We start from the raw sequence: 12,236 nt of genomic DNA, 5'->3' as shown, positions 1-12,236 counted from the left end.
TGCGGGGGTGGGGCCGGCCCCACCCCCGGCCCGGGCGGCAGGGCGTCCCTCAGGCCGGTGCGCGGCCGTGGCGGGCGTACTCGGCGCGGAGGGCGGCGATCGCGGGGGCGGTGAGGGGCTCGTACGGGGACGCCGGCGCCGGGCGCCACCAGACGGGGTCGGCGCAGAGGAAGGAGGCGCGGCGCAGGGCGACGCGGTGGATCTTGCCGGTGGCGGTGAGGGGCAGGGCGGGGGCGACGCGGACGAAGCGCGGGGGCATCTTCGTGCCGAGGTCGGGCTGGGCGGCGAGGAAGGCGGCGAAGGCCCCGGGGTCGAAGACGGCGCCGGGGCGCAGGGCGAGCGCGGCCATGACCCGGTCGCCGGCGACCGGGTCGGGCACCGCGTAGACGGCGACCCCCGCGGTCCGGTCCCAGCGGGCCAGGATCGCCTCGATCATGGCGGCGGCGAGGTTCTCGCCGTCCACGCGGAGCCGGTCGTCGGTGCGGCCGGCGAAGTAGAGGAAGCCGGCCGCGTCCCGGTAGAAGAGGTCTCCTGTCCAGTACCAGCCGCCGCGCCGCCGGGCGGCCTCCGCGTCCGGGTTGCGCCAGTAGCCCTCGAAGGTGCCGGTGCCGCCGCGGTTGACGAGCTCGCCGATCGCCGCGTCGCCGTTGAGGAGGCGGCCTGCGGGCGAGAAGCGGGCCGGCGGGCACTCGGCCAGGGAGACCGGGTCCACGACGGCCAGGTCGTCGCCGGCGGCGGCGCGGCCGATCGCCCCGGGCGGGGTGTCGGGGGTGCGCTGGACCGACGCGCCGCCCTCGGAGGAGCCGTACCCCTCGACCAGCGGCACCCCGAAGCGCTCGCGGAAGCGGGCCGCGTCGGCCGCGCCCGCCTCGGTGCCGAAGCCGAGGCGGAGCCGGTGGTCGCGGTCGTGCGGGCCGGGCGGGGTGGCGAGGAGGTACTGGACGGCGCGGCCGACGTAGGTGAAGTAGGTGGCGTCGAAGCGGCGGACGTCCGGGAGGAAGCGGGAGGCGGAGAAGCGGGCCCGCAGCGCGATCCCGGCGCCGGCGGCGAGGGCGGGCGCCCAGTCGGCGATGACGGCGTTGCCGTGGAACATCGGCATGCAGACGTAGTGGGTGTCGTCCGGGCCGACGGAGAAGGCGCGGGCGAGCGAGGCGCCGGCGGCGGCGACCGCGCCCTGGCTGCGGAGCGCGGCCTTGGGGGCACCGGTGGAGCCGGAGGTGAAGGTGAGGAGGTAGCGGGTGCCGGGGCCGACGGGGCCGAGGACGGCGTCGCCGGGGCGGGCGTCCGCGTAGGGCGCGAGGAGCTCCTCGTACGCCTCGGTGTCGGTGACCAGCACGCGGAGCCCCGGCAGCGGGAGGCCGTCGAGGAGCGGCAGGTGGGCGCGCTGGGTGACGAGGACCCGGCAGGCGGTGTGGGTGATGTCGCGGGCGAGTTCGGCGCCGCGCCGGGTGGGGTTGATGCCGGCCACGGCGGCCCCCGCGAGGGCCGCCGCGCCGAGCCAGAGCGGGTACTCCGGCGTGTTGTCGAGCAGCAGGCCGAGGTGCGGCTCGCCCCCCGGCCGGGGTGGCATCAGCTCCACGAGCAGGGCGGCCCGGGCGGCGGCGCCCGCGGCGGCCCGGTGGTGGCTGAGGGTGTGGTGCTCGTCCCTCAGCCCGGTCCGGTGGTCGCCCCAGCGGCGCCGTATGAGCTCCGCGACGGTGTCCGCGCCTGCCCGTGTCCTGGCCGTCATGACCCGGACTGTAACTGACGGTGCGTCAGAACTGAACGTCCGAGCAGGCGTAGAAGGCGTTCGCCGTGTCCGCGACCGTCCACACCGCCAGGATCAGGTGCTTGCCCGTCTTGCCCGCCGGGATGGTCCCGGAGTGCGAGAGCGTGGCCGGCGGCTGCTGGCTGTTGTACGGGACGGTCAGGAACGGCTGGGGGTCGAGCTGGGCCCGGGTGAGCTTGCTGCTCGGGTTCCAGCCGTTCTTGGTGATGTAGTACCGGAAGTCCGTGGTGCGGTGGCGGGCCGTGAACTGCCAGCGGAAGGTGTAGCTCTGGCCCGCCGTGACCCTGGTCGCCGGCCAGGTGCCGCCGCGCGGGTCGTCCAGCTGGGCGAACTGGGAGTTGCCGCCGGCGCAGATGGTGCCGTCGGCGGGTCCGGCGCCCGGGAAGCCCTTGAGCCCCTCGACGGACTGCGGCTCCCACTGGATGTTGCCGCAGTTGGTCACCGTGCCGTTGGCACAGAGCTTCTGGCGGCTGATCGGCGAGTCGGTGTAGCCGTGACTGTTGGCGGTGCTGGTCGCGAAGAGCGAGGCGGCCGTGACGCCGAGCGCCACGGCGGCCAGCCCTGTCTTTTTGCGCATGCTGTCGCTCCAGGGAGAACGTGGGGGAGTTCTGTGATGCCCGTGGGCCGTGCTGCACGCGTGCGGGTGGTACGGAAGGAACCGTTCTAGGTCTAGACCAAGTACCAAGGTAGGGACGGAAGTTGAACATGTCCATACCAACGGCGGGGTGGCGGGGCGAGAACGCGAACGGCCCGGGCGTTCCCGCCCGGGCCGGTTCCGCTCCCGCTCAGGCGCCCTCGCCCGGACCCCCACGGCCCGTGTAGAACGCCACCGTCAGATCCTTCACCAGCGCCTTCCGCTCGTAGTCGTCCAGCTCCACGAGACCACGACTGGTCAGCCGGTGGACCACGTCGTCCACCGCGTCCACCACCGACGTCAGGACGCTGTCCCGGTGCTTCGCGTCGATCGCCGCGATCCGGCGGCGGCGCATCGCCTCCGCCACCTCCGGCGCGTACTCGATCCGGGTCGGCTGCGCCGAGAAGACGTCCAGCCCGACCGGCGCGCACTCCGCCGACAGCAGCCGGGTCAGCGCCTCGCCGACCGCCTCCGCGTCCCGCAGCGTCGGCGCGTCCTCGTGGAACGCGTCGGCCGGCAGCTGCGACAGCACCCGGGCCATCGCCGCCTCCACCTGCTCGCGCAGGTAGTCCTCGTGGCCGTCGACCCCGAGCGCCGCGCGGACCGTGTCCCGGACCCGCCACACCACCAGGACCGTCACGTCCAGCGCGGTCCCCTTCGCGTCCACCGCCGACAGCGGCTCGCTGCGCCAGTGCCGCAGCCGGACGTCCACCCGGCGGCGCAGCAGCAGCGGGCTCGCCCACACCAGGCCCGTGCGCCGGACCGTGCCGCGGTACTCGCCGAACAGCGTCAGCACCCACGCGTACCCGACCCGGCCGCGGCCGAGACCGCCCACCGCGAAGAGCAGCACCAGCACGCCGAGCGCCAGCAGCGCCCACTGCGCGAGGTGGATCCCGTGGTACGGACGCGGGGGCAGCCGCAGCATCCGCGCGGCCTCGGCGGGCACGGCGCCCGCCCACCACACGACCGCCGCGCACCCCGCGAGCGCCAGCAGCCCGCCGGCCACGCCGACCCAGCCGGGCAGCACCGCCGCCGGGCGCTCCACGAGCCCCGGATCGGCCGTCGGCGCGGGCCGCGCGGACCCGGCCCGGACCGGCAGCGGCTGGGTGGCCGGCCGCGGGATGACGGCCCTCGCGGCCCGCCCGGTGGGCGGCGCCATCGCGACGGTGTCGGGCCCGCCGTCGTCCACGGTCCCGCGCGGCGGCACGCCGGCCCCGCCGCCGTCCCGGAACAGCAGGTGCACCGGGATCGACCCGGTGGTCTCCGCGCCGATGACGTTCTTCCGCCGGGGCAACCGCCCCGACGCGGCGACCGGCACCGCGATCGACGTCACCCGCGCGCCCGTGATCCGCCCGAAGTCGAGCACGTCCCGCTCCTCCTTGAAGACTCCCGCCCCGGGGACCGCCGGCAGATCGGAGCTGCCGGCGCCCCCGGGGGCGGCCTGACGGGTGGGCGCGCCGTCCCCCACGACGGCGCCGCTCGGGCCCCCGCCCGCCGGACGCCCCGCCGGCGACACGGAGGGCGCCGCCGGGGTCGCCCGGGTCGTCGGGGTCGCCCGGGTCGTCGGGGTCGCCTGCGGGGGGCGGGCGGGCGGGCGGTCCGCCTCGGGCCGGTGGGGCGGGACCGGGGCCCCTGCGCCGGGGGCCACGCCGGTGTCGGTGTCGGTGTCGGTGCTGGCGGACGTACGGGCCGGGCCGCGGGTGCCGGTGGGCGGCGGGGCGGAGCCCGGGGCGGCCTGGGGCTCGGTCGGGGGACGGCTCGCCCCCGGGGCCGAGCCGTCGGTCCGGGTGCGCGCCGGGCTCCCGGCGGTGGGCGGGACCTGACGGACCCCGCCGGCCGGACGGGCGGCCGAGGCCGAGACGACCGGCGTCCGCGCCGGGGCGCCGGTCGCGCGACCGGCGGGCCCGGGCGACGGGGGCGCCTCGCCGGCCGGGCCCTGCGCCGGGGCGGATCCTCCGGCGGAGGACGCCGGACGCGTCGCGGTCGCCCCGTGCGGGGACGGTGCCGGACGCGTCCCGCCCGCCGGCCGGACGGTGACCGGCCCGGGGGGCGTGACGGCTTCCGGCCGGGGCGGCCGCACCGGGTCCGGCCCCTCGGTGACGGCCGTACCGGACCGCGCGCCGGCCGCCGGCGCCGGACGGAGCGGGGCGGCCGTCGGGCCGGCCGGGGCGGGATGCGCCGCCCCGGCCGGAGACGGTCCGGCGGTGGGCCCCGCCTCGCGGGCGGCGGGGTCCGCGGGCGCGGCCCGACCGGCCGGGAAAACGGCCTCGGGAGCCACGGCCCCCTGGCCGCGGGGCGGGGCGGCGACCGGACCGGCGGAGACGGAAGCGGCCGGGCCGGCGGACCCGACGGTGCCCGGACCTGCGGGCGTGGGCGCGGGCGTGGAAACGCCCGGCCCGACGGGCGCGTCGGCAGCGGCGGACGGGGCGGCGCCCGGGCCGGCGGGCGGCGCTCCGGCGGCCGCCGGGGCGGCGGGTGTCGCGGGGGCCGGGCGCGCCTCCCACGGACGGGAGGCGGTGGGCGCGGCCGCGCCCGGCGGAGAGGGAGGCGGGGTCCGGTCCGCCGGGGCGCCGGGCGCGGGACCCGCCCCGGGGCGCGCCGCCGGATCGACGGCGGGCCCCCCGGCGCCGGACCCGCCGACGGCCGGCGACGGGCCCGGAGCGGCGGCGGCCGGGGCCGGATTCGAGGTACCGGAGGCGGCCGGGGCCGGGTTCGAGGTACCGGAGGCGGCCGGGGCCGGGTTCGAGGTACCGGAGGCGGCCGGGGCCGGGTTCGAGGTACCGGAGGCGGCCGGGGCCGGGTTCGAGGTACCGGAGGCGGCGGGTCCCGTGCCCGAGGCCCCGGACACGGCGGCGGACGCCGGGTCCTGAGCCCCGGACGCGGCGGACACCGGCCCCGAGGTGCCGGACGTCACCGCTCCGGTCGGGGACGGGGCGCCGGACGCGGCGCTCCCGGTGGGGGACGGGGCGCCGGCGGGCACCGGGCCCGGAGTGACGGGCGCGGCAGCGGCCCCGGCCGGGAGCGGGACACCGGACGCGGCGCCGGACACCGGTCCGGGAGTCCCGGTCGGGGGCGGGCCGCCGGACGCGACGGCGGACGCCGGGCTCGGGGTCCCGGACGCGACGGCGGACGCCGGGGTCGGAGCGACGGGCGCGCCGGCGGAGGCCGGCTGCGAGGTGCCGGGCGCGGTCGGGGGCGTGCCCGACGCGGCGGCGGGCGCGGTCGGGGCCGGTGCTCCCGGCGGGGCGGCGGCGGGCGCCGGGGACGGCTCGGCGGGCGGGGCGGGGGCCGGGGGCGGGGGGCGCCGGGGGAGGGTGCCGTCGGTGAGGCGGCGGGCGGTCCTGGCCGCGTCGCGCGAGGCTGCCGCGCCGGAGTCGTTCGGGGTCGCTGCCGTCATTCGGGGTCCACCTCTTGTCTCGGGGTCATCGGAACAATCGCCTCCAGGTCTCCGGGCCCGGGTAGCCGTCGGCCGCCGCACCGCGCCAGCCCTGTGCCCGCTGGAACGCCTCGACGTTGCGGCGGTCCGCCTCCGTCCAGCGCGGACCGGGTCCCGACAGGTAGTGCTTGCCGAAGCCCCGCTTCACCAGTTGTTTGCCCAGCTTCTCCACATATGCGTTGGATTGGCCCGGACGGAAGGCGCCACGCCCGGGGAAGCCCTTCGCATCTGCGCTCGGACCGCTCGAACCACTCGAACCGCCGATGTCCCTGCCCGCTCCCGAGACGAGGAGCTTCCAGGTGTGCGGGCCCGGCAGGCCGTCGGCCTCCCCGCCCTTCCAGCCCTGCGCGAGCTGGAACGCCCGGGTCGCCCTGCGGTCGGCCTCGCCCCACCTCGGTCCGGGTCCGGTGGTGTAGAACCGCTGGCCGCCGCGCGCGACCAGCAGCCGGCCGAGCTTCGTCACGTGCGCGTTGTTCGCGCCGGGGCCGAACTTCGAGGCCCCGGGGTACGCCGCGGCCCCGGACGCCGCCGGCCCGCCGCCCGCGCCGGTGGTGGTGCCGGCCAGGCCCTTGTAGCGGTAGGCGACGTACCGGGCGGAGTTCTCCCAGTACGCCATGGGCGTGGCCTGCTTCCGCGTGCGCGGCTTGGTCTGCTCGTAGGCGACGTACGACGTGTGGGTGTAGTCCGTCCAGCCGCCGAAGATCGTCACGTGCGAGCCGCGGGTCGGGTCGGCCGGGTTGTGGAAGAGCAGGATGTCGCCGGGCTGGAGCTCGGTGCGGTCGATGCGGACGGCGAAGCGGTCGAGGCTGCCCGTCCACTCGTTGCTGCCCAGGTTCCAGGCCATCGAGATGTAGCCCGAGCAGTCCTGGCGGTACCCGTCCGACCAGTACTTCTCCATCGAGTACGGCACCTGGGCCGTGACCCACGTCTTGGCCCGGTTGACGATCTCCGTGCGGGTGGTCCTCCGCAGGGTCTCCGCCGAGACCTGACTGGTCGTCGGGACCGCGCCGGGGAGGGGCCCGCCGGCCTGCGCGGCCGGCGGGCCGTGCAGCGGGGCGCGGCCGCCCTGCGGAGTGTCGGACCCCCGGACACCGTCCGCCGCGTCCGCCACGTCCACCGCGTCCACCGCGTCCGTCACGTCCGTCACGCCCGCCGCGTCCGCCGGGGTGACCGGGCGCGCCGGGGCGACCGGGGCGAGGGCAGCGGCGGCGCCGCTCGCCCCTCCCCCTCCCAGGACCGCGCCCGCCGCCGTCACCAGGACCAGGGCGCGGCGGGCTCCGTGCGCCGCCGGATGGCCGCCCGCACGGACCGGCAGGCCCAGCGCGAGGTCACGGCGGTGCCGGGCGCAGCCCGGGCAGCCGCAGTCGGGCGCGGGTTCGAATTCCTCGAAGACCGGCACGCTCATGCGATCCCCTCCACACTCGTCAAGATCTTTTAGGGCCTCGTTTCGGGCGCCAGTTTCTCAACTGTCCGGACAAATCGCATTTTGACGGATCAACGGCCTGATACGACCATCCGACAGGCCGGAGGTGATCGGCGTTGGTCGGGAGCACCCCTGGAGGTCGGGTAGAGTTCTCTCTGTCAGCAGGCGCCGCTAGCTCAGTTGGTTAGAGCAGCTGACTCTTAATCAGCGGGTCCGGGGTTCGAGTCCCTGGCGGCGCACCGACAGAGAAAGCCCCTCACGCGAGTGAGGGGCTTTCTTGTCGCACCGGCACAACTACCGTGCGTCGTGGGCTGGTTCCCGTGCGTACGCGCCGAACCGCTCCCCCGCCCCGGGACCGCTCCGGCACTCCCCGTCCGACTCTCCGGGCCGCTCGATCCACAGGGGGGCGCGGACCAGCGGGTCTCCGGTGCGCAGGGTCGGCGGCGTGCCGAGCGCCCGGCCCGGCGGGTCGCACCAGTCCTCGGCGGGGTCGCCCTCCGCGTAAGGGCCGTTCCCGTCGCGGCTGGCGTCGACGACGAAGGGCTTCCCGCCGACCAGGACGGAGAGCCGCCGGCCGAGTGCCGCCCGCGGTCGCGGTCCGGGATGTCGCACAGGACGAGCAGCGCGGCCTCCGCGGCCCGCCCCGCCGCGCGGTGGGCGGCGACGGCCCGGGCCGCCTTCCCGTCCGGGTTCACCCCGTGGGGCACCTCGGCCGGGGGGCCGGGCGCGCCGCCCGGCGCCGGCGCGGAACCCCCGCAGGCGGTGACGGCCCCGAGCGCGAGCGCCGCGGCGAGGAGCCGTACGCCCTCCCGTACGACCGGCGGCGGAACGGGGCCCGGACCTCGGCCCGGCCACGCTCCCGGCCGGACGCGGCGGCGAGGGCAGCGGCGGGCACGGCGGCGAGGAAGAGGGAGGCCGGCGCGGCGGCGGGGAGCCCGGAGGGCCGGCGGCGGGGGCACGGGCGGGCGCGCGGGACCCCCGGGCGCGTGCGGGGTGGCGGAGTCGTGACCCTCGTGACACGGCGGCACTCTGGGCCGTGCGAGGCACGGCCCTCTACAGTGTCCGGAACTCCCGCCTCCCGCGGCGGCGCCCGGGCTCCTCCCGCAGCCCGTGGACCCGCGGTCGAGGACCGGCCCGGCCGGCGGCCGTGGGACGCGGCCCGCCGGCCGGAGCCAGGTCCTTCGCCCCCTCCGCTCCCCCGTTTCCCCGCAGCCCCGGCTACTCCGCCGCCGTCAGGTACGCCGAGACGACGACGTTCGCCGTGTAGAGACCGGTCGCGCGGTCGAAGGTCCCGCCGCAGGTGATGAGGCGGAGCTCGGCGCGGCCGGGGGCGCGGGAGCCGTAGACGGCCCGGGGGTCGAAGGCGTCGCGGGGGACGACCCGGACGTCGTCCACGGTGAAGACCGCGACCGAGCCGTCCGTCCGGGTGACGCGCACGGTCGCGCCGGGGCGGGCCGCGCTCAGGTCGTAGAAGACCGCGGGGCGGGTCTCGGTGTCCACGTGGCCGACGAGGAGGGCGGGGCCGGCCGCGCCGGGCGTGGTGCCGGGGCCGTACCAGCCGACGGTCTGCGGCGTCTCGTACGGCGGCGGGTCCACCGCCCCGGTGGAGTCGAGGCCCCGGGGGACGACCGGGGCGTCCACGCCGAGCGCGGGGATCTCCACCCGGAGGGGTTCCGCCGCGCCCGGTATCGGCGCGCGCGACGGCGGCAGGTCGACGCCCAGCGGGCGGCCGACCGCCGCGACGTCGCCGTGCGTCGGGGCCGAGCTGCCGCCGGGCCCCCAGGCGGTGTCACGGCCCCACAGCCAGAACCCGAGGAGGAGGACCGCCCAGGCCACGCCGGTGACCGGGCGGCTCGACGCGGCCACGCTACTCCGCGCGCCGGCGGCGGGAGCTCCGGAAGGCGACCGCGACGGCGGCGGCACCGGCCATGCCGAGGCCGAGCAGGGTGTACGGGGTGCCGAGGCCGTCGCCGCTCGCCGTCTGGGCGACGCCGGGCGCCACGGGGGCCGCGAAGACGGCCGTGCCGCCCCCGCCCGCGCGCACCGGGGCGACCGGGGTGACCGGGGCCGGGCGGTGGGTGGGCTGCTGGTGGCGCCGGACGGTGAGGGTGCCGACGTCGTGGTGGTCGTGTCCGTCGCAGGTGACGGAGAGCCTGTACGTGCCGTCCTCGAGCCCCGTGCGGAGGGTGGCCCCGCCGAAGAGGGCGTAGGCGCCGCCGTCGCGGCCGGTGAGTTCGGCGTCCGCGACGAACGCCGGGGACCTGGCGGCGCCGGTGGTGCCCTCGCACCCTTTGACGCGGACGTCGACGTCGGCGCCGGGGGCCGCGGTGGACGGGGTGGCGGTGGCCTGGACGCCGTCGTGGGCGAGGGCGGTTCCGGCCGCGGGCGCGAGCACCAGAGCCAGAGCCGCCCCTGCGGCACGGAGAGCGATGGGACCTGAACGCATGGTGACCTCCTGGTACTGGCAGGGTCACCCGGTTCGCGGGTTTCCGCATCCGCAGGGGACGGCGGGCCGGGCGCTCAGACCCGGTCGACGAGGTCCGCGATCGACTTCACGACCTTGGAGGGGCGGAACGGGAAGCGGTCGATCTCCGCCTCCGTGGTCAGGCCGGTGAGGACGAGGAAGGTCTGCATGCCCGCCTCCAGGCCCGCCAGGATGTCGGTGTCCATCCGGTCGCCGATCATCGCGCTCGACTCGGAGTGGGCGCCGATCGCGTTGAGCCCGGTGCGCATCATCAGCGGGTTGGGCTTGCCCGCGAAGTAGGGCTCCTTGCCGGTGGCCTTGGTGATGAGGGCGGCGACGGAGCCGGTGGCCGGGAGCGGGCCCTCCAGCGAGGGGCCGGTCTCGTCGGGGTTGGTGCAGATGAAGCGGGCGCCGGCGTTGATGAGGCGGACGGCCTTGGTCATCGCCTCGAAGGAGTAGGTGCGGGTCTCGCCGAGGACCACGTAGTCGGGGTCGTGGTCGGTGAGGACGTAGCCGATGTCGTGCAGCGCGGTGGTGAGGCCGGCCTCGCCGATGACGTACGCGGTGCCGCCGGGGCGCTGGTCGTCGAGGAACTCGGCGGTCGCGAGCGCCGAGGTCCAGATGTTCTCGACGGGGACGTCCAGGCCCATGCGGCGCAGGCGGGCGTGCAGGTCGCGGGCGGTGTAGATCGAGTTGTTGGTGAGGACCAGGAACGGCTTCCCGGTCTCCCGCAGCTTCCTGATGAACGCGTCGGCGCCGGGGATCGGGACGCCCTCGTGGATGAGGACGCCGTCCATGTCGGTGAGCCAGGATTCGATCGGCTTGCGCTCTGCCATGGGTGCGGGACTCCTGCCGTACGTGACGTGCGTGTGCTGGGGGCGACGCGACAGCGCTGTGGCGACGCCCCCAGCCTAGGTCAGGAAGTGGTCACGGTGACCCCGTCGACCGTCCAGTACCAGTTGTTGGACCCGGTGTAGTGGAAGCGGAAGCCGACGCTGGAGGCGCCGGCGGGGACGGGGACGGTGACCGTCTGGACCTGGGAGAGGACGTCGGCGGTGTAGCTCTTCACGACGGTGGGGGTGCCGCCGTTGAAGGAGGCCAGGATCCGGGCGGTCTGGGCGCCCTCCTGACGGTAGAGCGTGGTGAAGCCGAGGGTGACGGCGGAGGCGCCGGAGACCGGGTACGCCGGGGTGACCAGCGTGGAGTCGTACGTCCCCGAGAAGGACTTGTCGGCCCACTCGTCGGAGTCGGCGACGGCGAAGACGCCCCGGGCGCGGACGTTCAGCTCGCGCCACTGGTCGCGCTGGGAGCGGGACCAGAACTCGTCGGTGGCGAAGGACCAGCCGCGCCACTCGCTCACGCCGCCGGTGCCCATGGCGTTGTCGATGACGGACCAGCCGCTGGGCGGGGTGCGGGTGAAGCCGAGGACGCCGGCGGGGATGCCGGTCTCGTCGACGCGGCCGGCGAGGGAGGACTGGAGGGTGTCGAAGGGGTCGGTGGTGCGCTCCTGGACCGGCTTGCCGTCGAGGCCCCAGGACGGGTCGGGGACGATGCCGAGCTGGCGGAAGACGGTGGGGGCGACGTCGACGAGCCGGGTGTCGATCGGGCGGGCGCCGGCGGCGATGCCGGGGCCCTGGGCGAGGACGAAGGTGCGGCGCTCCTCGATCGCGGAGCCGCCGTGGCCGCCGGCGTCGGTGTGGCCGTGGTCGGTGGTGACGAGGACGGTCCAGCGCTCGGAGGCGTACGTGGGGCGGGCCTTGATCGCGGCGAGGAGGCGGCCGAGGTAGCCGTCCTGGACGGCGATGGCGTCGAGGTACTTCTGGCTGGCGGCGCCGTGGTTGTGGCCGATCTCGTCGGTCTCGCCGAAGTAGACGAAGAGGACGTCCGGGTTCTGGTCGCGCAGGACCTGCTCGGTGAGGTCGGTGATGACGGCGTCGTTGACGGCGTAGTCGTTGTCGTAGACGAGCTTGGCGTCGGCCCCGGGGGTGACCGTGCCGTGGGTGTCGAGCTCGGGCCAGTCGACGGCGGCGAAGAGGGAGAGCTGGGGCCGGACCTGGGCGAGGCGGGCGAGGAAGCCGGGGTACCGGCCGTAGTTCTTGCCGGTGAAGGTGTTGTCCTTGACGCCGTGCTTGTCGGGCCAGACGCCGGTGGAGATCGTCGACCAGCCGGGGCCGGAGGAGGTGGCGGCCATGGGGTTGGCGTAGAGCAGGGAGCGGCCGTAGGTGCCGTTCGCCATCAGGGACTTGAGGGCGGGGGCGTTCGCGGCGTCGATGCGGTCGTGGCGCAGGCCGTCCATGCCGACGACGAGGACCTTGTCCGCGCTGGTGCCGTTCGGGAGCGTCGGCGGGGTCGCCGCGAGGGCGGCGGGGGCGGTCGCGAGGCCGGTGGCGGCGAGGGCGGTGCCGGCGGCGGTCGCGGCGAGCACGGTGCGGCGGGAGATGCCGGGGAGCGGCATGTCGGAGTCCTCCGGGGAAGGGGAAGAAGGGGACGGACGCACACCAACGCCCCCGA

Annotated in this window: 9 protein-coding genes and 1 tRNA gene; 1 reads left to right on the top strand and 9 read right to left on the bottom strand. The window is 77.0% G+C overall.

Annotated elements, in window-relative coordinates; translation table 11 throughout:
• Positions 1-49: 49 nt before the first annotated feature.
• The 4 genes from IE287_RS03575 to IE287_RS03560 all read right to left on the bottom strand — a co-directional run bounded on the left by IE287_RS03575 (position 50) and on the right by IE287_RS03560 (position 7,243).
• Entirely contained in the window at positions 50-1,729 is a 1,680-nt protein-coding gene (locus IE287_RS03575; protein ID WP_189847397.1) for an AMP-binding protein, read from the bottom strand.
• A 25-nt stretch (positions 1,730-1,754) separates the two neighbouring features.
• Complete coding sequence (locus tag IE287_RS03570; protein WP_189847396.1) at positions 1,755-2,345, bottom strand: lytic polysaccharide monooxygenase auxiliary activity family 9 protein; 591 nt, start codon at positions 2,343-2,345, stop codon at positions 1,755-1,757.
• 208 nt (positions 2,346-2,553) lie between these two features.
• A complete protein-coding gene (locus IE287_RS03565; RefSeq protein WP_229883258.1) occupies positions 2,554-3,768 on the bottom strand; it encodes an SPFH domain-containing protein in 1,215 nt (404 codons plus the stop codon).
• A gap of 2,056 nt (positions 3,769-5,824) precedes the next feature.
• Entirely contained in the window at positions 5,825-7,243 is a 1,419-nt protein-coding gene (locus IE287_RS03560) for a peptidoglycan-binding protein (RefSeq protein ID WP_189847395.1), read from the bottom strand.
• 183 nt (positions 7,244-7,426) lie between these two features.
• Between IE287_RS03560 and IE287_RS03555 the strand changes: the two genes are divergently transcribed.
• A tRNA-Lys gene (locus IE287_RS03555) sits at positions 7,427-7,500 on the top strand.
• Between the two features lie 55 nt (positions 7,501-7,555).
• Here the strand turns inward: IE287_RS03555 and IE287_RS03550 are convergent.
• The 5 genes from IE287_RS03550 to IE287_RS03530 form a co-directional block, all read right to left on the bottom strand.
• Positions 7,556-7,873, bottom strand: a complete 318-nt coding sequence (locus IE287_RS03550) for a glycoside hydrolase family 6 protein (RefSeq protein WP_373307797.1) — start codon at positions 7,871-7,873, stop codon at positions 7,556-7,558.
• Between the two features lie 606 nt (positions 7,874-8,479).
• Positions 8,480-9,127, bottom strand: a complete 648-nt coding sequence (locus IE287_RS03545) for a class F sortase (RefSeq protein WP_229883257.1) — start codon at positions 9,125-9,127, stop codon at positions 8,480-8,482.
• A gap of 1 nt (position 9,128) precedes the next feature.
• Positions 9,129-9,707, bottom strand: coding sequence for a hypothetical protein (locus IE287_RS03540; protein WP_189847393.1), 579 nt, complete (start codon positions 9,705-9,707; stop codon positions 9,129-9,131).
• A gap of 74 nt (positions 9,708-9,781) precedes the next feature.
• Complete coding sequence (locus IE287_RS03535) at positions 9,782-10,561, bottom strand: HAD-IIA family hydrolase (protein WP_189847392.1); 780 nt, start codon at positions 10,559-10,561, stop codon at positions 9,782-9,784.
• Between the two features lie 80 nt (positions 10,562-10,641).
• Positions 10,642-12,180, bottom strand: coding sequence for an alkaline phosphatase family protein (locus IE287_RS03530; RefSeq protein WP_189847391.1), 1,539 nt, complete (start codon positions 12,178-12,180; stop codon positions 10,642-10,644).
• Between the last annotated feature and the right edge of the window lie 56 nt (positions 12,181-12,236).

Source organism: Streptomyces omiyaensis (assembly GCF_014650895.1).
Taxonomy (GTDB): Bacteria; Actinomycetota; Actinomycetes; order Streptomycetales; family Streptomycetaceae; genus Streptomyces; species Streptomyces omiyaensis.
Note: the sequence above shows the minus strand (reverse complement) of the source record. Positions and strands in the feature narration are given on the sequence as shown.

Excerpts from the sequence above, each read along its gene's own strand:
- IE287_RS03575 (WP_189847397.1), bottom strand. The coding sequence starts at position 1,729 with ATGACGGCCAGGACACGGGCAGGCGCGGACACCGTCGCGGAGCTCATA.
- IE287_RS03570 (WP_189847396.1), bottom strand. The coding sequence starts at position 2,345 with ATGCGCAAAAAGACAGGGCTGGCCGCCGTGGCGCTCGGCGTCACGGCC.
- IE287_RS03560 (WP_189847395.1), bottom strand. The coding sequence starts at position 7,243 with ATGAGCGTGCCGGTCTTCGAGGAATTCGAACCCGCGCCCGACTGCGGC.
- IE287_RS03540 (WP_189847393.1), bottom strand. The coding sequence starts at position 9,707 with ATGCGTTCAGGTCCCATCGCTCTCCGTGCCGCAGGGGCGGCTCTGGCT.
- IE287_RS03535 (WP_189847392.1), bottom strand. The coding sequence starts at position 10,561 with ATGGCAGAGCGCAAGCCGATCGAATCCTGGCTCACCGACATGGACGGC.
- IE287_RS03530 (WP_189847391.1), bottom strand. The coding sequence starts at position 12,180 with ATGCCGCTCCCCGGCATCTCCCGCCGCACCGTGCTCGCCGCGACCGCC.